Genomic DNA, 24086 nt, shown 5'->3' with positions numbered 1-24086 from the left:
CGGGAGTTGCAGCCCGCCTCGTGCAAAGCGCTTACTTCTTGTGCGGCTCGTACCAGCTCGCGAGCCCGTCCTGGACTTTCTTCGCAGCCTCCTCGGGCTTCATGGTCCCGTTCATGACCTGCGCGCTGACGTTCCACAGCTCGTTCTCGAGGTTGGGAGTGCCGCGCGACAGGATCTGGTAGGAATTGCGGATCGAGCTCTCGCAGTCGTTGCGCCAGCCCACGAACTTGGCCGCGACCGGATCCTTCACGTCGACCTTGGCCTTCGAAAGAGGGAAGAATCCCGGAAGCTCGTTGGCGTAGATTTCAGCGAATTCCGGAGAGGCCACCCAGGACAGGAAGGTCTTGGCCGCTTCCACGTTCTTCGACTTCGCGTTGATGCCGAGAGCGATATCCGTATGGTCGCTGATATAGCACTTGCTGGCTCCCTCCGGCAGCGGGGGAGCGAATGCGTCGAACTCGAAGTCAGCATCCTTGCGGAAGATCGGCACGTCCCAGGAACCGGCGGGATAGATGGCCGCGCGGCCGAGGGTGAAGAGATTCTGGGTGTCGGGGTACTTCTGCGACTGATAGCCGTTGCCCATGTAGGGCGCCCAGCTTGCCAGTTCGGCAAAGGTCTTCACATAGGCCGGGTCGGTGAATTTCTGCTTGCCTTCGATGAGCGCCTTGCGGCCTTCTTCGCCCTTCCAGTAGTTCACGCCGATATTCTGGAAGCCCATGGTGGCGGCCTCCCACTGGTCGGCGGTGCCCATGGCGATGGGCGTGTACTTTCCGTCGGCCTTGATCTTGTCGAGTACCGTGTGGAACTCCGCCATTGTTTTAGGCGGCGTGAGCTTCAGCTCGTCGAAGATCTCCTTGTTGTAGATGAAGCCGTGGATCACGGAGGCCATCGGCATGCAGAAAGTCGTGCTTCCGTCGTCCGTGGACCACGCGCTTTTCGCCACGTCGGAGAAGTTTTCGATGCCCTTCACGTCGTTGACGGAGACGAGTTGCCCCTTCTTGAACAGGTCGAGCGAGGCATCGAAGGGGCGGCAGGTGATGAGGTCGCCCGCGGTGCCGCCGGCCAGGCGCGCGTTGAGAGCGGCGTTGTACTCGGTCGGCGGATCGGCCTTGAACTGGACCTTGATGTTCGGATGCTTCTTGTTGAAGGCCGGAATGATCTTGTTGTTCCAGACATCCGCATCATCGTTGCGCCAGCTCTCGATGGTGAGGGTCTGCGCCGCAGCCGTCCCCACGAAAGCGAGAGTGGCCAACGAGGCCGTGGCGGCCAGATGTGCGACCCGGCGCAAAATCGTCTTGGTGTGAAGGGATTTCATCTTGTTCAGTCCTCCGGTGCGCGGGGCGCTTCGAGAAGCGCCTCGTATCGATTCCCTGATTGTCCGGTGCGCGTTGACGCGTTCTTGATCTTCCGGCGAACCCGACGACTGTTTCACCCGAAATGAACACGGACAAGTGACCTCATATTGGTATCGCCTGAAGTGAAACACAATAGACCTTTCAAGCCCTGTTCTCTAGAACCATCGTCCTATCTCCCGTTCGACAGAACCGCCCTACATGACATCTTCCTCTGCGGCCGCGACCGGAAAGAGGTTGGGCATTGCAAACTGGCGCCCCTTCACGAACTGGACATTAAGTGGCATGGTGACGCCCCTGTGAGCACCGCCTCTCCCGTTTGAACGACCCAAGACCATAAGCGATGAGTGAGTTCCTTTTCCTTGGCATCGACGGCGGCGGCACGAAGTGCCGGGCGCGGCTTCGCGATGACAAGGGCAACTTGCTGGGGGAAGGCTCTGGCGGCCCCTCGAACATTCGGCTCGATCCCGATTTGGTCTGGAATTCGATTCTCACCGCATGCCGCGAGGCGGTTCGTCAGGCGGGCCTCCAGGAAGAGGATCTCCGGCGGATACCGGTCGGCATGGGCGCCGCCGGAGCCGGGCAGAAAAGTGCCGTCGAACGCCTGCTCTCCCGCCCCCACCCCTTTGCCTCCTTCGCCATCGACACGGATGCCCACACCGCATGGCTCGGTGCCTTCGGCGGCGGCGATGGAGCCATACTGATCGTCGGAACCGGCTCCTGCGGGTATGGCTGCGTCGGGGGACGGCGCCAGTATGTCGGCGGCTGGGGCTATGAGATTTCCGACGAGGGCAGCGGCGCCGCGATCGGCCGCGAAATACTCCGGCGCACCATCTGGGCCTATGACGGGCGCATCCCCGCTACCCCCCTGTCCCGAACCGTTCTGGCCGAGTTCAACGATGATCCCGAGATTCTCGTCGATTGGGTCGGCAAGGCTCGTCCGAGCGACTACGCGCGCTATGCTCCCCTGGTCCTGGAACATGCCCAGCGCCGCGACTCGATCGGACTCGAGCTGATCAGGAACGCGGCCGACGAGATGGCGCAGATCGCAACCCGCCTGCTCGATCTCGGCGCCCCTGCGCTGTGCATCTTCGGCGGACTTGCCGAACCCCTGCGCCCTTGGCTCCCGCCGCCGCTGCAGCATGCCATCGTGCCTCCGGCAGCCGATGCACTCGACGGCGCGATTCTTCTGGGACGGACAGCTCAAAGCGGAGGCAGGAATGATCGAACAGGCCTCTGAGGCATTGCCTCTCATTCTCCTCGACGAGAGCAATCCCACGCCACTCTACCTTCAGCTCCAGCAATCCATCGAGGATGCCGTCAGGAAGGGAACGATCAAGGCGGACGACGCTCTCCCAGGGGAGCGGGATCTCGCGAAGCAGCTCGGCATTTCCCGGGTCACGGTCCGAAAGGCCATCACGGGACTGGTCAAGAAGGGTGTCCTGGTACAACGCTGGGGGTCCGGCACTTTCATCGCGCCGCAGATGCGGCTCGAACAGCCCCTGTCACGGCTGTCGAGCTTCACGGACGACATGTCCGCCCGCGGCCTGCCCTCCTCGGCGGTGCTCCTGAGTCGATCCATCGGACCGGCGGCTCCAAACGAGCTGATGGCGCTCGGGTTGTCGCCAGGCGACCTCGTGAGTCGCGTGAACAGGCTTCGGCTGGCCGACGGCATTCCGATGGCCATCGAGCATGCGGTCGTCCCGAGCCGCTTTCTGCCCGATCCCTCCCTCGTGAAGCAGTCGCTCTATGCCGTGCTTCACGAACATGGCGTCATGCCGAGCCGGGCCCTGCAGCGGTTGCATGCCGTCCTCCTAACGGAGGAACAGGCATCGCTGCTGCATGTTCCCAACCAAAGCCCGGCGCTCTACATCGAACGCCGCTCCTTCACGGCCTCGGGCGAGGCCGTGGAATTCACCTCGTCCTATTACCGGGGCGATGCCTATGACTTCGTGGCCGAGCTGACCATCAGCCAGCCCGACCGGATGCAAAGTGATGATGTCTGACGAGAACAACTCCGCTCCTGCCATGACGGCCATGCTGCGGGAGGCGCGGGAGGCTCCGCAGGTGGTCGCGCGCCTTCTCGAGAGCAATGCCGCTCTCTGCCGCGATCTCGGCGAGCGTCTTCGCTTCGCGCCGCCGCCCTTCGCCGTGACCTGCGCCCGCGGCAGCTCGGACAATGCGGCGACCTTCGCCAAGTATCTGCTCGAGATCCATTCAGGCCTCGTGACGGCTTCCGTCGGCCCATCGGTGACCTCCGTCTACGAGGCGCGGCCGCGTATGCGCGACGCGCTCTTTCTCGCCGTCTCTCAGTCGGGCCGCAGCCCGGATATCCTGCATCTCGCCAATGCGGGACGCGAGGACGGCGCGCTCACGGTGGCGCTCGTCAACGACACATCCTCTCCCCTGGCTTCGACCTGCGAGATCGTGCTGCCCCTTCATGCCGGACCGGAGAAGAGCGTCGCAGCAACCAAATCCTTCATCGCCGCGCTGGCGGCCGGGCTGCAACTCGTGGCGCACTGGTCGCAGGACGAGGAGTTGCTGAAGGCGCTCGATACGCTGCCGGACGTGCTGGCGCAGGCCTCCGCCACAGACTGGTCGGAGGCTCTTCCGCTCCTGTCGCAGGCCGACAACCTCTTCGTCGTCGGGCGCGGGGTCGGCTTCGCCGTGGCGCAGGAAGCGGCGCTCAAGCTGAAAGAGACCTCGGGGATCCATGCCGAGGCCATGAGCTCCGCAGAGCTGATGCATGGTCCCTGGACGCTGGCGGGCGACCACTTCCCCATCCTGGTTCTCAGCCAGCGCGACGAGACCCTGAGCGGCGTCAACGATCTCGTCACGAAGCTCAACGAACAGGGGGTTCCGGTGGTCGTAGCAGGCGCGGCGGAAGGGCCCGCCACCGTCATGCTGCCGTCGGTCGAGAACACCCATCCTTATCTCGCGCCGATCGCCATGATTCAGAGCTTCTACCCCCTGGTGAACGCCATCGCCCTGTCACGGGGGCGCAATCCGGACAACCCTCCCCGCCTGCGCAAGGTGACGGAGACCGTATGATGCCCTTCGCTCTGACGGGAGCCCGCGTCTTCGACGGGAACCACATCCTCGAAGGGCGCGCGGTCGTCGTCGAGAACGGCCGCATCCTCGCCGTTCCACACGAGGCGGACCTCGGCGCCGGAATCGAGCGGCGCCGGATCGAGGGTCTCCTCGCGCCAGGCTTCATCGACGTGCAGGTCAATGGCGGCGGCGGGATGCTGTTCAACGACGTGCGCAGCGTCGAGTGCATCCGAGCCATTGCGCAGGCGCATCGATCCTTTGGTACGGTCGGTCTCCTGCCGACCTTCATCACCGATACCCGCGAGCGCATGGCGGAGGCCGTGGAGGCCATGCGGGCGGCGCTGGCCGCACGCACTCCAGGCGTGCTCGGCATCCATGTGGAAGGGCCTTTCATCAATCGGGAGCGCAAGGGCGTTCACAACCCCGATTACATGCGCCCGATGGAGGAGGAGGATCTTCGTATCCTCACCTCGATCGAGGAAGGCCGAACCCTGGTGACGTTGGCGCCCGAATGCAACAGCATGGAGATGATCGCCCGGCTCGCTGCCGCCGGAATCCTGGTCTGCGCCGGACACACCGCCGGCGACTATGACACTATCATGGAGGCCTGCCGGCACGGCCTGAGGGGCTTTACCCATCTGTTCAACGCGATGCCGCCTTTCGCCGGCCGGGAACCCGGGCCGGTGGGTGCAGCCCTCGACAGCAGGGGCACCTGGTGCGGACTCATCGTCGATGGCCATCACGTGAGCGACGCATCCCTGCGCATCGCCATTGCGGCGAAGGGAATGGAAGGCATGATGCTCGTGACCGACGCCATGTCGGTGACCGGAACGGACCTGGCTCATTTCGAGCTGCACGGGCGCACGATCTACAGAAAGGACGGGAAGCTGACCACGGGGGACGGAACGCTCGCGGGCTCCGATCTCGATATGGCCAGCGCCGTGCGCAACAGCGTGACCCGCCTCGGCCTGGCCCTGCCGGACGTATTGCGGATGGCCTCTCTCGCCCCCGCGGCCTTCCTGCGCATGGACCACGAACTCGGCCGCATCGCTCCAGGCTACCGAGCGAGTCTTGTCCTTCTCGACGAAGGCCTGCACGTACGCCAGACCTGGATCGACGGCGACAGCGAATAAGCAGAAGAGGTGTCCTGATGAGCGTGAAGCGGGTTCTCGTCGTCGGTCTCGGCAATATGGGAATGTCCCACGCCCTCGCCTATTCTCGTATCGATGGCTATGAGATCGTAGGCCTTTGCACCCGCAACGTCGAGGATCTGCAGCTTCCCGCCCCGCTGCAGCAAGCCCCCCGTTTCACGGATTTCGAGGAGGCGCTGACCGCAACCAGACCCGACGTGGTCTCCATCAATACCTGGTCGGACACCCACGCCCCCTACGCCATAAAGGCCATGGAGGCTGGAGCGCATGTCTTCGTGGAAAAGCCGCTCGCCGATACGGTGGCGGATGCGGAACGCGTGGTCGAGACGGCGATCCGGACGAAGCGCAAACTCGTCATCGGCTACATTCTTCGCCATCACCCGTCCTGGATCAGGTTCATCGAGCTTGCGAAGACCCTCGGAACACCTCACGTCTTCCGCATGAACCTCAATCAGCAATCGAGCGGCACGGCCTGGGACGCCCACAAGAGGCTCCTGCAATCGCTCTCGCCCATCGTGGATTGCGGCGTGCATTACGTCGATGTGATGTGCCAGATTACCCGGGCGAAACCGGTCCAGGTGCACGGGGTCGGCACGCGGCTGACCGACGACATGCCGGAGGGCATGTACAATTACGGCCATCTCCATGTGACCTTCGACGACGGATCCGTCGGCTGGTACGAGGCCGGCTGGGGTCCGATGATGAGCGAGACGGCCTATTTCGTGAAGGACGTCATCGGCCCGAAAGGCAGCGTCAGCATCGTCATGGCCGAGACCGCCGGAGACATCAAATCGGCCGACATCAACGCCCATACGAAGACGAACCAGATCCTGCTCCACCACGCCGCACTGAAGCCGGACGGAACCTTCGCCAAGGAGGACGAGAGGATCGACACGGCGGACGAGCCGAACCATGACGATCTATGCGAACGCGAGCAGCGTTATCTGCTCCACGCCATCGACGAGGACCTCGATCTGACCGATCACATGAACGATGCAGTCCGGTCCTTGCGCATCGTGCTCGCGGCCGACGAGGCTGTTCGGACCGGGCGCGTGGTTTCGCTCTAAGGCTTCTCATACAGGACGAAGCTACGCTCGCGTCCCGCAAAGGCGCGCTCGTATTCCCGCGCGAGGCGCCAGCCGTGTCGCTCGTAGAACCTCCGGGCGCCGTGGTTGTCGCGAAAGCATTCCAGGCTTTTCGCACCTAGGCACTCAGCCCGTTGCAGAAGCAGCGCACCCGCCCCCCTGCCAGCGGCATCGGGATCCATGAACAGCATGTCGATATGCCCGTCGGTCATGAGCAGGAAGCCGATTGGAGCATCCCGACGAACGACGACGAGCATCCGTTTCCAGGATGACGCGAAGCGGTCGCTGAAGAAGGCGGCATCTCGACCAGCGAGAACGCTCCCTTCCAGAATATCCCGAAAGGCAGCTCGGTAGGAACGCTCCGCGACCCTGGCCAGCGCCGGAATGTCCTCGGCGTCGGCGCATCTGACGATCACGATTGGCCTCGCAGGCGCGGGTCGAGAGTGTCGCGCAGAGCATCGCCTAGAAGATTGAAGCCGAAGGAGAGAAACAGGATCGCGAATCCCGCAAAGATCGCACTCCAGGGCGAGAGCTGCAGAAAATTGCGGCCTTCCGACAGCATTAGGCCGAGCGAGGGCGTCGGCGGCTGCGTGCCAAGCCCCAGGAAGGACAGGGAGGCCTCGACGAGAATGGCCGCGGAGAGCAGCAGGCTCGTCTGCACCAGGATGACGGAGGCGAGGTTCGGCAGGATGTGCAGGAAGATGATGCGCGCATCCGATGCGCCGATGGCTCTTGCGCCCGCCACGTATTCGCTTTCGCACAGGACCAGCGCCGGTCCCCGCAGGAGCCGCGCGAAGATCGGCGTGTAGACCACGGCGATGGCGGCGGCGGCGCTGTAGGTATGGGGACCGAGCACCGCGATGATGCCGATGGCGAGCAGCATGACCGGAAAGGCGAAAAGCACGTCCATGACGCGCATGATGATCCGGTCGAGCCAGCCGCGGTAATAGGCGGCGACGAGACCGAGCGAGCCGCCTGCGAGTAGCGCGACTCCCACGGCGAGCACGCAGGCGATGAGCGAGGTGCGGTAGCCGTAGAGGATGCGGGTCAGCACGTCGCGTCCAAGCTGGTCCGTGCCGAGCCAGTTGAGCTCGGTCGGCCCGCGCAAGCGCCGGGCGATGCTCTGCGCCATGGGATCGTAGGGCGCGATCAGGGGAGCGCCGATGGCGAGGACGAGCTGCAGCACCACGAGGAAGAGCGCGAAGCTCAGGAGCTTGTTCTTGGCGAGACGCGACACGGCTCAGGCTCTCACGCGGGGATCGACGACGATGTAGAGGAGATCGACCAGGAAGTTCACCAGCACGAACCCGGCCGTGACCACGAGAATGGTGGCCTGGATGACAGGATAGTTGCGCTCCGCGATCGCCCCGAGGATGAGGCGGCCGAGGCCGGGGATGGCGAAGACCTGCTCGACCACGATGGCGCCGCCGAGCAGATAGCCGGTCATGATTCCGACACTGGTCAGAAACGGGATCAGGGCGTTGCGCAGGGCGTGCTTGTAGACGACCTTGCGCTCGCTCAGGCCCTTGGCGCGGGCGGTCCGGATGTAGTCCTGCCCCAGCGCATCGAGCATGGCCGAGCGCACGAGGCGCGAGAGGTTGGCGAGGATCGGCAGCGCCAGGGCGATGGACGGCAGCAGCATCCGCTGGAGATTGCCGATGGGATCCTCGGTGAACGGCACATAGCCGAGCGAGGCGAAGCTGGGTGCGAGGGTCGCCAGCAGCAGGATCAGCACGATGCCCAGCCAGAAGGACGGGATGGTGAGACCTGCGATGGCTGCGACACGCATCGCTACATCCGCGGCGCCGCCGCGGGTCTGCGCCATCAGGCATCCCACGGGAACGGCCAGGACGGCGCCGATGAAGAGGGACAGGAAAGTCAGTTCGAGCGTCGGCCAGAGATGGATCATGATCTCCGTCGAGACGGGGCGTCCGGTCCAGAGGGATGTTCCGAAATCGCCGCGAAGAGCCGCGCCGGCCCAGAGCAGGTACTGCTCGACGATCGGGCGGTCGAGGCCGACACGACTCTTGAGCTCCGCCATGCGCTCGGGCGTGATTTCCGTATTTGCGCCGAGCATGATCGCGACCGCGTCGCCGGGGATGAGACGGATCATCAGAAACACGATGATCGAGACGCCGAACAGAACGACGATCAGATCGATGAGCCGCGAGAAAAGAACTCGATTCATCTCTAAATTAAGACTTCGTTCGAAGAAGACCCCGGCGTCGCTTTCGGAGGCGGCGCCAGGGCGGGTAAGGCTTAGTAGGTTGCGTCGCGCAGGGTCGAGAGCGAACGGTTCGGCATGACCTCATAGCCCTGCAGCTTGTCGCGCATGGCCGAGAACAGCGTGCCGTAGGTCAGGTGCGCGACCGGGCCCGAGCAGGCGAGCTTCTTCTGAACCTGATCGTAGGCCTTCTTGCGCTCCGCCTGGTCCTGCATGGTGCGGGCGCTGTCGAGCAGCCGGTCGATCTCTGCATCCGAGTACTTGAACACGTTGGTCGAGCCGCCCGTGCGGAACGTGCGGTAGAAATACTCGTCCGGGTCCGGATTGCCCGCATTGAGGGAGGCGAACATGTCGAAGTTGCTGTTGCGCCAATCCTGAATGAACTGGCCCTGCTCCTGGTTCTTCAATTCGACATTAAAGCCGACCTTATTCAGCTGCTCCTGAACGACCTGGGCAACGTCCTTGATGTCCTGGCGCGGCAGGACGTTCATGGTGACGTTGATCGGCAGCGAAACGCCGGATTCCTTCAATAGGGCTTCGGCCTTGGCCGGATCGTGCGAATAGCAGGGGAACTCCTTCACATCGAGCGCCCAGGATTTCAGAGCCGGCGAAAGCGGGCCGCCGGGAACGCCGGCGCCGAACAGCGCCGCATCGACGATCTCCTGGCGGTTGATCGCGTAGTTCACCGCTTCGCGCACCTTCGGGTTGTCGAAGGGCGGCTTCGACACGTTCATGCCGATGAGGGTATAGGCGAGTTCGAGCGTCTCCGAGAGCTTGACGCCCGGCTTGCCCTTGAGCTGCAGCGCCGTCGCCGCATCGATGTTCGGAAGCAGGGCATACTGGCCGTTGGTGAGGCCGACCTGACGGGTGGCGGATTCAGGCACGATGTTGAACTTGAGGCCCGAAAGCTTCGGCAGGCCCTGCTGCCAATAGTTGTCGTTCTTGGCGAGGAGAATGAAGCCGTTCGGCTGCCACTCCTGGAACTTGAACGGCCCCGTGCCGACCGGCTGCTTCTGCAGCACGTCCTTGTTGGTTTCGACCGAGCTGGGAACGATGGCGATGGTGGCGAGCGAGGCGAGCAGCGGCGCGGAGGGCTCCTTCAGCTTCAGCTCCACGGTCCGCGGATCGACCGCATTGGCGCTCTCGATGGCGGAGAGACGGCTCGCGAGCGGGGAAGCGATTTCCTTGCTTTGCACGCGCTTGATCGTGGAGACCACGTCCTCGGCTTCCATGGCGGAACCGTCGTGGAACTTCACGTTGTCGCGCAGCTTGAACGTGTAGGTCTTGCCGTCGGAAGACACCGTCCAGGATTCGGCGAGGCTCGGAACGACCTTCAGATCCTTGTCGACGGCGGTGAGGCCCTCATAGATGTTGCCGTTGACCACCATGAAGCTCGGAAAGGCGGTGATGAGGTGAGGATCGAGGCCGGTCGGGCTGTTGTCCGCGCCGATCTCCAGAACCTGAGCCGAGGCGGAAGCCATTGCCGCCATCATGAATCCTGCGCCCATGGCGCTGCGCAGTGCTGACCTGAACATGCGTCTTTTCTCCCTTGCAAGCCGCAAGGGTTTTATAGGCCATCGCTGTGGACCTGTCATGGTCCAATCTCATACCACTCTGGACCGCCGATGGGCATGTGGTATGGTCCGCAGCACAACCTGCTTTCTGGAGTGCATCGATGGCGCAACGTTCGACCGTCAAGGCAATCGGCGTAATCAGCGGCACGTCGATGGATGGCATCGACGTCTCCATCGTCGAGACGGACGGAGACACCATCGTCAACCCCGGTCCCGGACGGACCTTCTCCTATCCGGAGGACCTGCGGCGCCGCCTGCAGGATCTGATCGCCGAGCCGGCGCGGGCCCAGAGCGAACCGCTGGAGGATCTCGACCGGGCGGTGACCGAGGCGCACATCCACGCCATCCGCCGCTTCATGGATGAGGCGGGAGTGCCTGCGGCGGAGGTGAGCCTCATCGGCTTTCACGGACAGACGGTCTACCACCGCCCCGAGATCCGTTTCACCCGCCAGCTCGGCACCGGCGCCCGCGTGGCGCAGGAGCTCGGCATCGACACGGTCGACCGCTTCCGCCACGCGGATGTGGCCTCCGGCGGAGAAGGCGCTCCTTTCGTGCCGCTCTATCACCGGGCGCTGGCCAGCCGCCTCGAACAGCCCGTGATGATCCTCAACCTCGGAGGCGTCGGCAATGTCACCTATATCGATGGCGACGTGGTGATCGCCTTCGATACCGGCCCGGCCAGTGCGCTCCTCGACGACTTCGTCCTGCGTCGGCGAGGCCTGAGCTTCGACGAGAACGGGCAGCTTGCCGCCTCCGGCACGGCCGATCCCAGGCTCGTGGCCGAATTCATGACGAACCCCTTCTTCGACCGCCCTGCCCCGAAGTCCCTCGACCGTCAGGACTTCCATGCCCGCGCCAAGGGCGTGGAAGCGCTCTCCGATGCCGATGGGGCCGCGACGCTTGCGGAGTTCACCGTCGAATCCGTCGTGGCCGCGTTGCGCCACGTGCCCCGCACGCCCCTGCGCTGGCTGGTCACCGGCGGCGGGCGGCGGAATGCCCATTTCATGCGCCGCCTGCGCGAGCGTCTAGGCGTGAGCGTCGAGCCGGTGGAAACCGTCGGGTGGGACGGCGATTTTCTCGAGGCCCAGGCCTTCGGCTATCTTGCCGTGCGCTCGACGAAAGGTTTGCCCCTGAGCCTTCCGACGACCACGGGCGTGCCCCGTCCGATGCCGGGCGGCGAGCTGCACCGCGCGGCCTGATCGGCAACCCATGTCCCTGACGCACCTGATCGAGCAGGCCTTCGCGCCCGCAGCCGCCGCCATTGGCGACGGCAACATTCCCGGCGCAGCTCTCGGGCTGGTGACGGCGGACGGCGCCCGCGCCGTCCATTGGCAGGGCGCGGCGCAGATCGAGCCCGAGCGGCGGCCGATGGCCCGCGAGACCGTTTTCGACCTCGCCTCCCTCACCAAGGTGATCTTTACCACCACGCGGATCCTGCATCTCGTGGAGCAGGGAAGGATCGGCCTGGACGATCCGCTGACGACGGCTATTCCGGACCTGCGCCAGTACGACATGAACGCCGCCGAGCGGCGCCTCACCTTCCGGCAATGTCTTGCGCACCAGACCCATTTGCCGGCGGTCGAGCCGCTCTACACCTACGGCCAGGACCCGAACACCCTGCGCGCCTTCATCCTGCAGCGGGTGTGGCGGAGCGGGCCTCCGGTCTATTCCGACATCAACTTCATGCTGCTCGGCATCGCCATCGAGCGCATCACGGGCGAGCCCCTGATCGAGCAGCCGCTGCCCGCCGGCTTCACCTTCCGTCCGGACCCGAGCCAATGCGCAGCGACCGAGCGCTGCACGTGGCGCGGACGCGTCATTCGCGGCGAGGTGCATGACGAGAACGCCTTTGCCCTCGGCGGCGCATCGGGTCACGCAGGTCTCTTCGGCACCATCGATGCGGTGCTCGACTTCGCACTTTCCGTCCTGGATGGCTCGGGCCTTTCGGCGCAATCCCTCAAGGCCATTCGCACCCGGGAGTCCGAGAAACGCACGGTCGGCTGGGAGGGGTTCTATGCCGGCTGGCATGGAGGCGATGCGTGCTCCCCCGCCACTATCGGCCATACGGGCTTCACGGGCACCGGCCTGTGGATCGACTTCGACCGCAGGATGGCATGGTCGCTCCTGACCAACCGAGTGCATCCGAGCCGTCACAGGGACAGCGGCATCGTCGCCTTGCGCCGCGCCACCGGCGAACAGGTCGTAACCCTGTTCGATGCACGCGTGCGGCCTTAAGCACGTCGTCAAAAATCTCTCGAATGCAGGACCGGGATGCAGCCGGCGCGATTGCTGGCGCCCCGGACTGGACTTATACTGGTCTCTAGAAAGATCATCGTGATGGCCACCGAAAACTTCAGCACCCGTTTCCAGGACCTCGATTCCTGGCCCAGCCTCGACATTCTCTCCGCATTCTACGAAGGGCAGCTCTCCGCCGTTGCGGCGGTGAGGCCGTCCCTGCCGGCGATTGCCGCCGCCGCCGAGGACGCAGCCGAGCGGCTGCGCCGCGGCGGCCGGCTCGTCTATGTGGGCGCGGGCACATCCGGTCGGATCGGCGTGCAGGACGGCACCGAGCTGCCCCCCACCTTCAACTGGCCCGACGATAGGATCGTCTACCTGATCGCAGGCGGCGAAGGCGCGATCATGCGGGCGGTCGAGAACGCGGAGGATTCCGTCGAGGAGGGCATCGCAGGGGTCAAGAAGGCCGATGTAGGCGCGGACGACGTGGTCATCGGCGTCGCCGCCAGCGGCCGTACGCCCTACACCATCGCCGCCCTCACCGAAGCGAAGGCGCGCGGAGCCCAGACTATCGGCATCTCCAACAATGCCGGAGCCCCCATCCTCGAAGCCTGCTCCCACCCGATCCTGGCCGAGACCGGCGAGGAGGTCATCGCCGGCTCGACCCGCATGAAGGCCGGCACGGCGCAGAAGATCATCCTCAACCTTCTCTCGACCCTCGTCATGGTCCGCCTCGGCCGTGTCTATGGCGGCCTCATGGTCGACATGCGCGCCACCAATGCAAAGCTGCGGCGGCGGAGCGAGGTCATGGTGTCCCAGATCACCGGTTGCGACGACGCAACCGCGATCGAGGCCCTCGGTAAGGCCGACGGCGACCTGAAGTCGGCAGCCCTCGTCGCGCTCGGCGCGAGCCCCGACGACGCCCGTGCGACGCTGGCCCGCAGCGGTGGAAATTTGCGCCAAGCCCTGTCACAGTTCTCCCGATCGAAGGATTGAGGCCGGCGCACAGAACAGCCGAACGAAGAAGGCGGAATGTCATGGCGCTGGGGCTTGGCATCGACGCGGGCGGAACCGCCACGCGTTGGCGGTTGGCGGACCAAAGCGGCGCGTGCATTGCTCAGGGCACCGTCGAGCCGCTGACGGGCCACCTCTTCTCCCCCGCCGCCGTGGAGCGGGCCAGGCACATCGTCACGGGCATGGCCCAGGCTGTCTCGCAGACGGGAAATCCCCTCGGCATCATCGCGGGAATCACCGGCCTGACCCGCGAGACGCCCGCCGAGGCGACCATGCGCGCCATCCTCGCGGAGGCCTTCGGCCTGCCGCAGGAGAAGATCTTCGTCGCAGAGGACATGTGGATCGCCTACCTGTCCTATTTCGCGCTCGGCGAGGGCATCCTCGTCTATAGCGGCACGGGTTCGATCGGCTACTACCTGTCGGAGGAGAAGGAGGTCATCCGGGTCGGCGGGCGCGGCAACCTGATCGACGACGGCGGCTCGGGCTTCTGGATCGCCCGCGAGGCCCTGAAGGCCGTTCTGCGCGCCGAGGAGGAAACCCCGGGAGAGGGCTGGACCACCCTTCTCGGCACCTGCCTTGCCGATGCGCTCGGCGGCACGGACTGGAACATCGTCCGTTCCTATGTCTATGGCGGCGACCGGGGCAAGATCGGCTCCCTGGCGCGTGCCGTCGGGGAGGCGGCGGCGAAAGGCGATCCGACGGCCCTCGGCATTCTCCGCGACGCCGGTCAGGAGCTGGCACGTCTCGCCAACTGCCTCATCAAGCGTCTCGGCCCCCGTCCCGTCGCGCTCGTGGGCGGTTCTTCGCGCCTGCACGGGATCGTCGCCGATGCCTTCCGCAAGGATCTCGCGGCGCCGGTGGAGTTCATCGCAAGCGACCTCGACGCCGCGCTGACCGCCGCCCGTCTGGCGGCAACGCTCCACAGGAGCTGAACGATCTCCCCTCCTGCCGGCCTTGTGGCCGGCCGAAGCGAAACCGTATAGGTTCGACCGTTCCAACATCATGCGGGGAATGCGGTGATCTTCGACACATGGCTCGACATGCCCGTCTGGGGCATCTTCGGCGCCCTCGCCCTCTTGTTCGCCGCTTCGGCCTTTCTCGTCCATTGGCTCTCCTTCGGTCAGCTCACCCGGCCCCGGGCCTCGACATTCGGCGGCGTGGTCGCACCCTTCTTCGGCTCGGTCGCGGTCCTGTTCGCTCTCCTGACCGGCTTTCTGGCGAACGATGTCTGGGATCGGAACCGGCAGGCCAGCCGCGTCATCCTGGCCGAACGGGACGGGCTCCTGGCGCTTCACGCCATCAGCATCGCCACCGTTTCGGACATGAACGACATCCGCGCGGCGGCGCAGCTCTACGCGGATGCCCTCGTCAACGACGAATGGCCCCGCATGGCGTCCCAGGAGAGCTCCTCCAAGGCCGGGGCCGCGCTCCTGGACCTGCTCACGCGGGTCTCCAACCCCCAGGTCGGCGCCGAGGCCGGGCAGGCCGCCCAGACCGCCCTCCTCGACACGGTTCTGAAGCTCCGCAGCACGCGCTACGACCGGCTGGCCCTGAGCGGGGACCGCACCGACCGCACGAAATGGGCCGCCGTCATCCTGCTGGCCCTCGTGACCCAGGTAGCCATCGGCATCGTCCACCTGGAGAAGCCGAGGGCCCAGGCGGCTGCCCTGTCGATCTTCTCCGTCGCGGTCGTGATTTCCCTGGGCCTGATCGGGATCCGGGAGCGCCCGTTCGACGGTCCCTTGCGGTTCTCACCGGAACCCGTGCGCGAGGCGCTGCACATCATGGCGGGCGGGACACCCCCCTGAGACAAGGTGGGGCGCTTGCACAATCCTGCATCCTCGGCCAAGACTCTCCCGTCCGAAACCGAGCTTGGGACGATTTTCAGCGATGCACGCTCTTTTTGTTGGCCAGACCTATATCGACGTGACCTTCCTGGCGGACGAGCTTCCGACCGGCGACGAAAAGACCGTGGCACGGGACTACGCGATCTCCTTCGGCGGCAATGCCGTCACCGCCGCCTTCGCCTGCGCCAAGCTCGGGATCGCGCCGGACCTGCTCACCTCCATCGCGGACGACTGGCTGGGGCGCATGTTCGTGGACATGGCCGCGAAATACGGCATCTCCGTCCACCACCGGAAGGTCGCGGAATCCTCCCTGTCCTTCATCATGCCGCGGGGCGGCAAGCGCGCCATCGTGCGCTGCCGCGACGATCACTACCTGCACCCGGTCCCGCCGCTGAACCTGACCGGCTGCATGGCTCTGCATCTCGACGGCCACCAGGCCGACGCGGCGATGCATTATGCCCGCACCTGCCGCGAGGCCGGCATTCTGACCTCCCTCGACGGCGGCGGATTGCGCTCCAACACGCATGAACTGCTCGAATTCATCGACGTCGCCATCGTGGCCGAGCGCCTGTGTGAGCAGATGGACATGACGCCGGGCGAAATGCTGACCTATCTCAAGGGCCGCGGCTGCCGGATCGGCGGCGTGACGCTCGGTGAGCGCGGTCTCGTCTGGTACGACGAGACCGGAGCGGAGAGCGTGATGCCTGCCCTTGCGGTACCGCCGGAATCCGTCGTGGACACCAACGGCGCCGGCGACATCTTCCATGGCGCCTATGTCTATTCAGCCATGGCCCGGCCCGAACTGCCCTGGCGCGAGCACTTCGTGTTCGCGCGCGCGGCTTCCGCACACGCCATTCAGCGGCTGGGCAATGAGGCGAGCCTGCCCTCCCTCGCCGATATCGCCCGCACGCAGGAACAGTTCGCCGAGCGGCGTCTGGCGGCATGAAGACCGCGCCGGCGACACGCGACAGGCTGTTTCTGCTCAAGCCCGACTTCGAGGACCCGGCCTATCCGGGAAAGCGCTTCTACTGCTGGCACTGCGCCTTGCTGGAAGGCATTCTCGCGTCTTTTCCGGCCCTGGCCGCGCGCATCGACGTGGAGCGGATCGCCTGGCCCCGTCCGCGCAAGGCCGTGATCGACCTTGTGGGCGAGGAAAACCAGTCGCTGCCGCTTCTGGTCCTGGCCGAGGATGCGCCGGCGGATCTGGCGAGCAGAACCCGCGGGGGCCTTCGCTTCATCGCGGACAAGGATGAGATCCTGAAAGCCTTGAGCCTCCGCCACGGCTTTCCCGAACCTCACCCCTGACCGGTTTACGCCGCCTTCTTCTGGTAGTCCTTCACGTCCGAGAACTGGATCCCCTTGTAGCGGTCCATCTCGTATTGAAGGTTGAAGGTGTTGGCCGCCATGAAGACCGGCGCATCGTCGAGGTCGCGCGCCATGGACGAGAGATGGCTGTCGATGAAGCGGTCGAGCTCCATGCGGTCCGCCGCCGTGATCCAGCGGCAGATGGTGAACCGCGTGGGCTCGTAGTCGATCGGCAGGCCGTATTCGCCCTGGAGGCGCTCCTTCAGCACGTCGAGCTGCAGCGCGCCGACGACGCCCACGATGGCGCCCGAGCCGTCCTGCGGCACGAAGAGCTGCACGACGCCCTCCTCGGCCATCTGCTGCAGCGCCTCGCGCAGCTTCTTCGCCTTCATGGCATCCTGCAGCTTGATGCGGCGCAGGATTTCCGGCGCGAAGCTCGGCACGCCCCGGAACACGATGTCCTCGCCCTCGGTGAGCGTATCGCCGATGCGCAGCGTCCCGTGGTTCGGAATGCCCACCACGTCGCCCGCCCAGGCCTCGTCCGCGATGGCGCGATCCTGGGCGAAGAAGAATTGCGGCGTGTTCAGGCTCATGGGCTTGCCCGTGCGCACGAGCTTGGCCTTCATGCCGCGCTGGAGCTTGCCCGAGCAGATCCGCATGAAGGCGATGCGGTCCCGGTGGTTCGGGTCCATGTTGGCCTGGATCTTGAACACGAAGCCGGTCATGCGGTTCTCGCCCGCCTGGACGAGCCGCTTGTCCGCCTCCTGCCCGCGTGGCGGCGGCGCATAGGCGGCCAGCGAGTCGATGAGGTCGCGCACGCCGAAGTTCCGAAGGGCGCTGCCGAAGAAGACCGGCGTCAGATGCCCCTCGCGGAAGGCCGCGAGATCGAAGGGCTTGCAGGCCTCCTGCGCCAGCATCACCTCCTCCTGCCAGGCATCGACCTCTTCGGGCGGCAGCAGGCCCAGCAGGGCCGGATCGTCGGGCCCGGAAACCTGCGTCGGCTCCTCGTCCGTATCGATGCGGCGCACGAGGTTGCGGCGCAGGTCGAAAGTACCGGCGAAGTTGCGGCCCTGGCTGATCGGCCAGGTGACCGGCGCCGTGTCGAGGGCCAGCGTCTTCTCGATCTCGTCGAGGAGATCGAAGGGGTTGCGGGCCTCCCGGTCCATCTTGTTGACGAAGGTGACGATGGGGATGTCGCGCATCCGGCAAACCTCGAACAGCTTGCGGGTGCGCGCCTCGATGCCCTTCGCGGCGTCGATGACCATGATGGCCGAGTCGACCGCCGTCAGCGTCCGGTAGGTGTCCTCCGAGAAGTCCTCGTGGCCCGGCGTGTCGAGCAGGTTGAAGACGCAGTCACCGTATTCGAAGGTCATGACCGAGGTCACGACCGAGATCCCGCGCTCCTTCTCGATGCCCATCCAGTCGGAGCGGGTCGAGACGCGGTTCTTCTTGGCCTTCACCTCACCGGCGAGCTGGATCGCGCCTCCAAAAAGCAGGAGCTTCTCGGTCAGCGTGGTCTTGCCCGCGTCCGGGTGGGAGATGATCGCAAAGGTTCGGCGGCGGCTCACGGGAGCCGGAAGATCGGTCATGGTTCTCAAATTCTCTGGGTTCGGAAGCGGGGGGCAGAACGCCGCAGGGCCCGCCTCTTACGTCTTGGACTTCTCACCCTATATTGGGCTTTCCCGTCAACAACGAAAGGAGGTGATCCAGTGTCTCATTGTCATACCCAGCGGTCCCAGATTGCCGTGACCTGGATCTTGGCCTCTGCCGAGGTTCGTGCGTAACGCACAAAGGCGCGGTCGATCAGGACCGCGGACCGACAATGGAAAGGCCGCCCTCGGGCGGCCTTTCTTTTTGCGCTCATGCGCTCAGGAGCTTGCCCGTACGCCGGGCATTGGTGCCCGCGATCTTGGCGAGACGTTGCCCCTCGCTGGCGAAGCGCAGCAGGATGCGGGCGAACATTACCCCGTCGACGGGTGAGCGGGCGGGCGTCACCGCACCCGTCAGCGGATCGACGATGTCAGCGATCACATCCCCTTCCTTCAGCTTGTCTCCGGGCTTCGCCTTGAACACGACGATGCCCGAGGCCGGAGCCTGAACAGGCTCGGAGGCGGCCAGAGGCGTCGGCCGGCACAGGGGTGCGGGCAGCTTCGGAGCCTCCCCGGCGATGGCTCCGCGCAGGATCATGTAATCGACCAAGGCCGCGGCATCCGCCTGGGCGAACTCGTGGCTCACATCGCGCTCCCCGCGAAATTCGAGGGTGGTCGAGTGGCAGCCGAACGGGATCGGCCGGTCGGGGAACCGGTCCGCCAGTTCGGCCCAGGGGCGGCTGCAGGCCTCGTCGAAGGGGTCGTCCCCCGATTCGTCGGCCAGGAGGAAGGCGTGGGAGCCGAGCAGCGCGTTGAGCGGCGCGAAGGCCTCGGCGGACCGGGTATGGGTATAGAGATGCACGACGGCCTCCGAGTCGCAGTGCATGTCCAGCACCAGATCGGCCTCGATCGCCAGGCCGAGCAGGGTCTTTTTCAGAACCTCGGCGGCGTTCCCCGTCTCCCAATCGCTCAGCTCGGCGCGAAGGGCCTCGCGGATCAGGCGAAGATTCGCCTCCCCGTCCTCCGTCAGCCTGCCCTCGATCCTCTCCGCCACCTTCGGCACCAGATAGGGATAGCCCCGGTTGAAGTTGACCCCGTCCGCCAGGTTGAAGCGGCCGATTGGCTCGCCCAGCACCCTCTGGGCGAGGCCGATGGGATTGGCCGACGGCACCAGGACGATCTCGCCCTTGATCCGGCCCTCGGCCTCGAGCGCGACGAGGCGTTCGCGCAGATGATGGGCCGTGATCATGCCGGGAATCTCGTCCGCATGCAGCGCAGCCTGCACATAGACGCGCGGACGGGCGCCGGCCTCGCCGAAGCGGTGAACCGTGAGCGAGAGGCTCGCGCCGGGCGCAAGCGGGGAGAGGGCGATCTGTTCTGTTCTCATGATAACCGGGCTGGAGGTCGGCCTGTGGCGGATCCCCCGCAGTACCAGTGCCGGCAGCCCTTGAACAGCACGAACGGCCTCAGACGGCGGCCCAGCCCTGCGACTGGAAGATGAAGCGCTCCGGATGGGTCACGATGGCTGCCAGCCCCTGCAGGGCCGGCTCCGGATTGACGATCACGTAGACCGGCACCTGGCGCGCCCAGGCATCGTGCGGCGCCTTGCGGTCGAAGTTCCGCCTGAACCCGCCCGCCTGCAGCACGTCGACGATGCGCGGCGCGATGCCACCTGCGATGAAGACGCCGCCGGAGGCCTCGAAAGTGAGGGCGAGATCGCCCGCGTAGCGCCCGAGGCAGCGGGCGAACAGGTCGAGGGTGCGGCGCGCCAGCTCGTTGCCCTCGCGGGCCGCCATGAGAATGTCGTTCGGGACCGTGAACGGGCACTCGGTCCCATGTTCGGCGGCGCAGGCCTTGGCGAGCCGGAACAGGCCGGGGCCGGACAGCACGACCTCCGCCGAGACCCGGCCACCGACGCGCTGGATATGGGGCCAGAGCCCCATCTCGTCCTCGTCGATGGGGCCGAAATCCATGTGTCCGGCCTCCGTCGCGAGGATTGCCAGGCGATCCTCGATCGGCACGAGGGCCCCCGCCCCGAGCCCCGTGCCCGGACCGAGGACGACCCGGGTGCCCGATCCAGGCGGCATGGGCTCTCCCAGCGGGACGAGGTCGCCGCGCCCCATGTCGAGCACCGCCGCCGATGCCGCCACCGGGGTGTAATCGTTGACCAGAGTCACGCGCTCGAGCCCGAGGGCCTTGCCGATGGCCTCCGCATCGACGGTCCAGGCCGCGTTGGTGAGGCGGATGGAGGGCCGATCCACCCGGGTCGCCACCGCGATCATGGCCGAACGCGGCGGGGCTCCCTCGTAGCCCTGGAGCGCGATCCGGATCGCCTGCACGGGGTCGGGCGTCTGCGCGGTCAATGTCCGCGGCAGAAGGTGAACGGGCTCTCCGGGAGCGGGCAGAATGGCGAAACGGGCATTGGTGCCGCCAATGTCGCCGAGCAGAACGGGAAACGCGAACATCAAACCTTATCGACCTTTCTGCTTCTCACGCGTCCCCGGCATCAGAAGGCTTCCTCCCAGCTCCGACTCAGGCGCACGGCAGAATTGATGAGACCCACCATGGAGTAGGTCTGGGGGAAATTGCCCCATAACTCGCCGGTCGTGAAGTCGGCATCCTCGGAAAAGAGGCCGAATGAATTACGGAGGCTCAGAATGCGCTCGAACAGATCGACCGCCTCCTGCTTGCGCCCGATGGCATTGAGCGCATCCACGTACCAGAAACCGCAGATCATGAAAGCGGTGTGCATGAGGCCGAAATCGTCCTCCACGTCGTAACGCAGGAGGAGGTCGCCGCGCCGGAGCGCCCGACCCACCGCATCCACCGTCGCGACGAAGCGCGGATCGCTCGCCTTCACGAAGTCCAGTTCCGCCAGCAGCAGCAGGGTCGCGTCCAGATGCTCGCCGTCGAAGGAGGAGACGAAGGTTCCCTTCTCCTTGTTGAAGGCGCGGGCATCGATGATGCCGTGCATGCGCTCGGCCTGCTCGTACCAGTACGCGGCCCGATCCTCGCGTCCCATGGCCCGGGCGATCTTGACGAGGCGATCGCAGGCCGCCCAGCACATCACGCTGGGAAAGGTGTGGACCGCCGCCTTCGTGCGCAGCTCCCACGGCCCGGCATCGGGCTGGTCGAACACCTCGATGGCCCGTTGCCCGAGCGCCTCCAGATGCTCAAAGAACGCCTGGTTGCCCGTGCGGATCAGCCGGCGGTCCAGGAAGGCGTGGGTGGAGGCGAGAACGATGCTGCCATAGGCATCGTTCTGGATCTGCGTATAGGCCGCATTGCCGATGCGCACCGGGCCCATGCCCCGGTAGCCTGCAAGAGCGGTAGCCTCCTTCTCGTCGAGCTCCGGCGACCGGGTGATGCTGAAGAGCGGCGGCATGTCCCTCTGGGCGGGGTTCGCGTCCGCATCGTCGACGATGTTGGTGATATAGGTGAGGTATTCCTCCATCGTCTTCGTGGTGCCGAGCCGGTTGAGGGCCTGGATGACGAAATAGGCGTCGCGCAGCCAGCAATAGCGGTAGTCCCAGTTCCGCTTGGTGTGCGGCGCCTCGGGAATGGAGGTGGTGAGAGCCGCCACGATGGCCCCCGTCTCCTCGTAGTTGCAGAGCTTGAGCGTGATGGCGGCGCGGATGACCGCCTCCTGCCAGTCGAAGGGGACCGACAGGGAGCGGACCCAGTCGCGCCAGTAATCCACGGTCTTGTCGAGGAATTCCCGGGCCGTGCTGTCGGTCTCGGAGCGCAGGGGCTCGTCCTCGCCGAAGAAGAAGGAAATCGGCCGGTCCACCACGAACGGCCGCTCCTCCGCCACGTAGGAGATCGGCGCATCCGTCGTCAGACGCAGGGACGTGTTGGGCCCCACGAAGCGCATGTGGTTGCTGCCCCGGGTCGTCGCCGGCTGCAGCGCGCCCCAGTCGAAATGGGGGCGCAGCCTGACCCGGATGCGTGGGCGGCCCTTGATCGGCCGAACCCGCCGGATGAGCATCGGCGGCCGGAAGGTGCGGTCGTAATGCTTGAAGCGCGGGACGAAATCCGTGATCTCGACCACGTTGCCGTGGCCGTCGGTCATGGTCGAGCAGAGCACCGCCGTGTTTTCGAGATAGGTCTGCTCGCAGGTTTTCATCCCGACCTGGTCGATGGCGAAGACACCGCGCTGGGTGGCGTCGGTATGCTCCTCGGGGCAGTCCAGGAGGGTGGAGAAGACGGGATCTCCGTCGAATCGCGGAAAGCAGTTCCAGACGATCTGCGCCCGGCGGTCCACCAGGGCTGCGATCGTGCAATTGCCGATGACGGCAAGATCGAGAGAACTCATGACTCAAGCACCCACGTCGAAAGGAGGCGTGCCTTCGGAAGCCCATACCGACAGGCAATGTCTGAGGTCCGCAGGCGTTCCCAGGCGCAGCCCGGCGACCGTTTCGCCCGCGCCGATGCGGATGGCCAAGCCGCCATGGGCGTTCACCGTCCTGAAGCCGTTCTCGTCGGTAAGGTCGTCGCCGGCGAAGATGGGGCGGCGCCCCCGATACGGCTCCTGCTGCAGGAAGCTCTCGATGATCTTGCCCTTGCCGGCCGCCGCCGGGAGAATTTCCGCCACGGCCTTGCCGTGCTGGACCCGATAGTCGCTTCCGAGCGCCTCGACCGCCGCATGGGCGGTGGCGAGGGCGAAGTCCTTCTCCTGGGGCGCGAGCCGCCAGTGGATCGCCACGGAGCAGCCCTTGTCCTCGATGAGGACACCGGCCTTCGGGGCCACGATCTCCTCCAGGCGCGCCGCCGTCTCCCGAAGCCGAGGATGCTCGTCGGGATCGCACTGGAACAACCTGCCCCCGATGCGATGCTCGAGGCCGTGAAGCCCGGCCATGTCGAAGACATGCGGCCTGAGCCGGCTGTCGAGGAACTCGATCGGGCGACCGCTGATGATGGCGACCGCACCGTTCAGCCGCTCCTGCAGCCGGGTCAGGATGCCCGGCAGGGCCGGATCGACCGCGACGGCATCGGGGCGATCCACGATGTCGACGAGGGTGCCGTCGAAATCGAGGAACAGGGCGAATTCGTCGGTTCGTGGGGAAGGATTGGATCGTGTCAAAGCTACCTCATACATTGGCCGGAGCACGCCCCCGGCCCGCGGCGACCAGACGCCGGATGCGCTGCCGCTCGCGCAACCGGGATGCGGCGAGCAGCCTCTGCCGGGCCCGGCGACGGCCATTGCGCTCCCGGGCCTGGTCGCGCATGAGCCTCATGCACCCGCGCTGCTCGTCGCGGGGCATGGTCGGGACGCCGCGAGCCGCCTCGTCCATGGCATGCGCATTGTAAGGATTGACGATCAGCGCCTCCGAAAGTTCACGGGACGCTCCGGCGCAGGCAGAGAGGAATCGGCCCGCTCTCCCCGCCGTCGCGGACGGGGCGGATTCCTTCGCGGCGCGTTTCGTGCCGCGGCAGCGCGGGGCCGTCGGAGCGGACGATGATTCGCAAGGGTCCCCTTCCCTGCAGGAGTTCAAGACAAGCCGTACGGCCAAGCTTAAAACTCTCAGAGGGCTGTTTGGTTTCGCCCGCTGGTGCCGTGCGGCGGCGAAAGGCAGAGCAGGTCTCGCCCGCCGCGCCAAGGCATAAGGAGCCGCCGAGCCCTCTGCAACCCAAAAAAGCCCGCGGCAACCTGGAGAGG

The 24086-nt window shown here is 65.7% G+C and carries 23 protein-coding genes; 12 read left to right on the top strand and 11 right to left on the bottom strand.

What is annotated here, in order from left to right; genetic code table 11:
* Window positions 1-31: 31 nt before the first annotated feature.
* Window positions 32-1291 carry an ABC transporter substrate-binding protein gene (locus tag ACFOYU_RS02965; protein WP_377032492.1) on the bottom strand — a complete coding sequence of 420 codons (1260 nt, stop codon included), beginning with the start codon at window positions 1289-1291 and terminating at the stop codon, window positions 32-34.
* Between the two features lie 404 nt (window positions 1292-1695).
* Between ACFOYU_RS02965 and ACFOYU_RS02960 the strand changes: the two genes are divergently transcribed.
* The 5 genes from ACFOYU_RS02960 to ACFOYU_RS02940 are packed head-to-tail and all read left to right on the top strand — an operon-like array spanning window position 1696 to window position 6621.
* The gene (locus ACFOYU_RS02960) at window positions 1696-2592 is read left to right on the top strand and encodes a BadF/BadG/BcrA/BcrD ATPase family protein (RefSeq protein ID WP_377032336.1); all 897 of its coding nucleotides are present in this window, start codon (window positions 1696-1698) and stop codon (window positions 2590-2592) included.
* Window positions 2573-3358: a GntR family transcriptional regulator gene (locus ACFOYU_RS02955; RefSeq protein WP_226737392.1), complete on the top strand. Its 786-nt coding sequence runs from the start codon at window positions 2573-2575 to the stop codon at window positions 3356-3358. The genes ACFOYU_RS02960 and ACFOYU_RS02955 overlap by 20 nt, the downstream gene beginning before the upstream one ends.
* Window positions 3348-4403, top strand: a complete 1056-nt coding sequence (locus tag ACFOYU_RS02950) for an SIS domain-containing protein (protein ID WP_377032335.1) — start codon at window positions 3348-3350, stop codon at window positions 4401-4403. Before ACFOYU_RS02955 ends, ACFOYU_RS02950 begins: the two co-directional genes overlap by 11 nt.
* Window positions 4400-5536 (top strand): N-acetylglucosamine-6-phosphate deacetylase, encoded by a 1137-nt coding sequence (gene nagA, locus ACFOYU_RS02945; protein WP_377032334.1) that lies wholly within the window; start codon window positions 4400-4402, stop codon window positions 5534-5536. Before ACFOYU_RS02950 ends, nagA begins: the two co-directional genes overlap by 4 nt.
* A 17-nt stretch (window positions 5537-5553) precedes the next feature.
* Window positions 5554-6621, top strand: coding sequence for a Gfo/Idh/MocA family protein (locus ACFOYU_RS02940; RefSeq protein ID WP_377032333.1), 1068 nt, complete (start codon window positions 5554-5556; stop codon window positions 6619-6621).
* Here the strand turns inward: ACFOYU_RS02940 and ACFOYU_RS02935 are convergent.
* The 4 genes from ACFOYU_RS02935 to ACFOYU_RS02920 all read right to left on the bottom strand — a co-directional run bounded on the left by ACFOYU_RS02935 (window position 6618) and on the right by ACFOYU_RS02920 (window position 10398).
* Window positions 6618-7055 carry a GNAT family N-acetyltransferase gene (locus ACFOYU_RS02935; RefSeq protein WP_377032332.1) on the bottom strand — a complete coding sequence of 146 codons (438 nt, stop codon included), beginning with the start codon at window positions 7053-7055 and terminating at the stop codon, window positions 6618-6620. The genes ACFOYU_RS02940 and ACFOYU_RS02935 overlap by 4 nt on opposite strands.
* Window positions 7052-7876 carry an ABC transporter permease gene (locus ACFOYU_RS02930; protein ID WP_377032331.1) on the bottom strand — a complete coding sequence of 275 codons (825 nt, stop codon included), beginning with the start codon at window positions 7874-7876 and terminating at the stop codon, window positions 7052-7054. Before ACFOYU_RS02930 ends, ACFOYU_RS02935 begins: the two co-directional genes overlap by 4 nt.
* A 3-nt stretch (window positions 7877-7879) precedes the next feature.
* Window positions 7880-8827: an ABC transporter permease gene (locus ACFOYU_RS02925; protein ID WP_377032330.1), complete on the bottom strand. Its 948-nt coding sequence runs from the start codon at window positions 8825-8827 to the stop codon at window positions 7880-7882.
* Between the two features lie 71 nt (window positions 8828-8898).
* Window positions 8899-10398: an ABC transporter substrate-binding protein gene (locus tag ACFOYU_RS02920; protein WP_377032329.1), complete on the bottom strand. Its 1500-nt coding sequence runs from the start codon at window positions 10396-10398 to the stop codon at window positions 8899-8901.
* Between the two features lie 140 nt (window positions 10399-10538).
* Between ACFOYU_RS02920 and ACFOYU_RS02915 the strand changes: the two genes are divergently transcribed.
* The 7 genes from ACFOYU_RS02915 to ACFOYU_RS02885 all read left to right on the top strand — a co-directional run bounded on the left by ACFOYU_RS02915 (window position 10539) and on the right by ACFOYU_RS02885 (window position 16838).
* A complete protein-coding gene (locus ACFOYU_RS02915; protein ID WP_226737406.1) occupies window positions 10539-11636 on the top strand; it encodes an anhydro-N-acetylmuramic acid kinase in 1098 nt (365 codons plus the stop codon).
* A 10-nt stretch (window positions 11637-11646) separates the two neighbouring features.
* On the top strand, window positions 11647-12672 hold the full coding sequence (locus tag ACFOYU_RS02910; RefSeq protein WP_377032328.1) for a serine hydrolase domain-containing protein: 1026 nt from the start codon (window positions 11647-11649) through the stop codon (window positions 12670-12672).
* Window positions 12673-12774: 102 nt separating this feature from the next.
* The gene (locus ACFOYU_RS02905; RefSeq protein ID WP_226737410.1) at window positions 12775-13668 is read left to right on the top strand and encodes an N-acetylmuramic acid 6-phosphate etherase; all 894 of its coding nucleotides are present in this window, start codon (window positions 12775-12777) and stop codon (window positions 13666-13668) included.
* A gap of 41 nt (window positions 13669-13709) precedes the next feature.
* Window positions 13710-14618, top strand: a complete 909-nt coding sequence (locus ACFOYU_RS02900; RefSeq protein ID WP_377032327.1) for an N-acetylglucosamine kinase — start codon at window positions 13710-13712, stop codon at window positions 14616-14618.
* An 84-nt stretch (window positions 14619-14702) separates the two neighbouring features.
* A complete protein-coding gene (locus tag ACFOYU_RS02895) occupies window positions 14703-15494 on the top strand; it encodes a hypothetical protein (RefSeq protein WP_377032326.1) in 792 nt (263 codons plus the stop codon).
* An 82-nt stretch (window positions 15495-15576) separates the two neighbouring features.
* Window positions 15577-16479, top strand: coding sequence for a sugar kinase (locus ACFOYU_RS02890; protein ID WP_226737416.1), 903 nt, complete (start codon window positions 15577-15579; stop codon window positions 16477-16479).
* A complete protein-coding gene (locus ACFOYU_RS02885; protein WP_377032325.1) occupies window positions 16476-16838 on the top strand; it encodes a DUF3088 domain-containing protein in 363 nt (120 codons plus the stop codon). The genes ACFOYU_RS02890 and ACFOYU_RS02885 overlap by 4 nt, the downstream gene beginning before the upstream one ends.
* Window positions 16839-16843: 5 nt before the next feature.
* Here the strand turns inward: ACFOYU_RS02885 and ACFOYU_RS02880 are convergent, their stop codons facing one another.
* The 6 genes from ACFOYU_RS02880 to ACFOYU_RS02855 form a co-directional block, all read right to left on the bottom strand.
* A complete protein-coding gene (locus ACFOYU_RS02880; protein WP_377032324.1) occupies window positions 16844-18427 on the bottom strand; it encodes a peptide chain release factor 3 in 1584 nt (527 codons plus the stop codon).
* A 271-nt stretch (window positions 18428-18698) separates the two neighbouring features.
* On the bottom strand, window positions 18699-19814 hold the full coding sequence (locus ACFOYU_RS02875) for a succinylglutamate desuccinylase/aspartoacylase family protein (protein ID WP_377032323.1): 1116 nt from the start codon (window positions 19812-19814) through the stop codon (window positions 18699-18701).
* 79 nt (window positions 19815-19893) lie between these two features.
* Window positions 19894-20832 carry a glucokinase gene (locus ACFOYU_RS02870; protein WP_377032491.1) on the bottom strand — a complete coding sequence of 313 codons (939 nt, stop codon included), beginning with the start codon at window positions 20830-20832 and terminating at the stop codon, window positions 19894-19896.
* A 101-nt stretch (window positions 20833-20933) separates the two neighbouring features.
* A complete protein-coding gene (locus tag ACFOYU_RS02865) occupies window positions 20934-22742 on the bottom strand; it encodes a glycoside hydrolase family 15 protein (RefSeq protein WP_377032322.1) in 1809 nt (602 codons plus the stop codon).
* Window positions 22743-22745: 3 nt separating this feature from the next.
* A complete protein-coding gene (gene otsB / locus ACFOYU_RS02860; protein ID WP_226737429.1) occupies window positions 22746-23510 on the bottom strand; it encodes a trehalose-phosphatase in 765 nt (254 codons plus the stop codon).
* 7 nt (window positions 23511-23517) lie between these two features.
* Entirely contained in the window at window positions 23518-23721 is a 204-nt protein-coding gene (locus ACFOYU_RS02855; RefSeq protein WP_377032321.1) for a hypothetical protein, read from the bottom strand.
* Window positions 23722-24086 lie beyond the last annotated feature (365 nt).

The organism is Microvirga sp. GCM10011540, assembly GCF_042650665.1.
GTDB classification, from domain to species: Bacteria; Pseudomonadota; Alphaproteobacteria; order Rhizobiales; family Beijerinckiaceae; genus Microvirga; species Microvirga lenta.
The sequence above is the reverse complement of the archived record's forward strand: the minus strand, read 5'-3'. Positions and strand labels throughout refer to the sequence as shown.

Bases quoted from the DNA above. Each gene is read 5' to 3' on its own strand.
- ACFOYU_RS02960 (WP_377032336.1), top strand. From the start codon at position 1,696: ATGAGTGAGTTCCTTTTCCTTGGCATCGACGGCGGCGGCACGAAGTGC.
- ACFOYU_RS02955 (WP_226737392.1), top strand. From the start codon at position 2,573: ATGATCGAACAGGCCTCTGAGGCATTGCCTCTCATTCTCCTCGACGAG.
- ACFOYU_RS02950 (WP_377032335.1), top strand. From the start codon at position 3,348: ATGATGTCTGACGAGAACAACTCCGCTCCTGCCATGACGGCCATGCTG.
- nagA (WP_377032334.1), top strand. From the start codon at position 4,400: ATGATGCCCTTCGCTCTGACGGGAGCCCGCGTCTTCGACGGGAACCAC.
- ACFOYU_RS02940 (WP_377032333.1), top strand. From the start codon at position 5,554: ATGAGCGTGAAGCGGGTTCTCGTCGTCGGTCTCGGCAATATGGGAATG.
- ACFOYU_RS02925 (WP_377032330.1), bottom strand. From the start codon at position 8,827: ATGAATCGAGTTCTTTTCTCGCGGCTCATCGATCTGATCGTCGTTCTG.
- ACFOYU_RS02920 (WP_377032329.1), bottom strand. From the start codon at position 10,398: ATGTTCAGGTCAGCACTGCGCAGCGCCATGGGCGCAGGATTCATGATG.
- ACFOYU_RS02915 (WP_226737406.1), top strand. From the start codon at position 10,539: ATGGCGCAACGTTCGACCGTCAAGGCAATCGGCGTAATCAGCGGCACG.
- ACFOYU_RS02910 (WP_377032328.1), top strand. From the start codon at position 11,647: ATGTCCCTGACGCACCTGATCGAGCAGGCCTTCGCGCCCGCAGCCGCC.
- ACFOYU_RS02905 (WP_226737410.1), top strand. From the start codon at position 12,775: ATGGCCACCGAAAACTTCAGCACCCGTTTCCAGGACCTCGATTCCTGG.
- ACFOYU_RS02900 (WP_377032327.1), top strand. From the start codon at position 13,710: ATGGCGCTGGGGCTTGGCATCGACGCGGGCGGAACCGCCACGCGTTGG.
- ACFOYU_RS02890 (WP_226737416.1), top strand. From the start codon at position 15,577: ATGCACGCTCTTTTTGTTGGCCAGACCTATATCGACGTGACCTTCCTG.
- ACFOYU_RS02885 (WP_377032325.1), top strand. From the start codon at position 16,476: ATGAAGACCGCGCCGGCGACACGCGACAGGCTGTTTCTGCTCAAGCCC.
- ACFOYU_RS02880 (WP_377032324.1), bottom strand. From the start codon at position 18,427: ATGACCGATCTTCCGGCTCCCGTGAGCCGCCGCCGAACCTTTGCGATC.
- ACFOYU_RS02875 (WP_377032323.1), bottom strand. From the start codon at position 19,814: ATGAGAACAGAACAGATCGCCCTCTCCCCGCTTGCGCCCGGCGCGAGC.
- ACFOYU_RS02865 (WP_377032322.1), bottom strand. From the start codon at position 22,742: ATGAGTTCTCTCGATCTTGCCGTCATCGGCAATTGCACGATCGCAGCC.
- ACFOYU_RS02855 (WP_377032321.1), bottom strand. From the start codon at position 23,721: ATGGACGAGGCGGCTCGCGGCGTCCCGACCATGCCCCGCGACGAGCAG.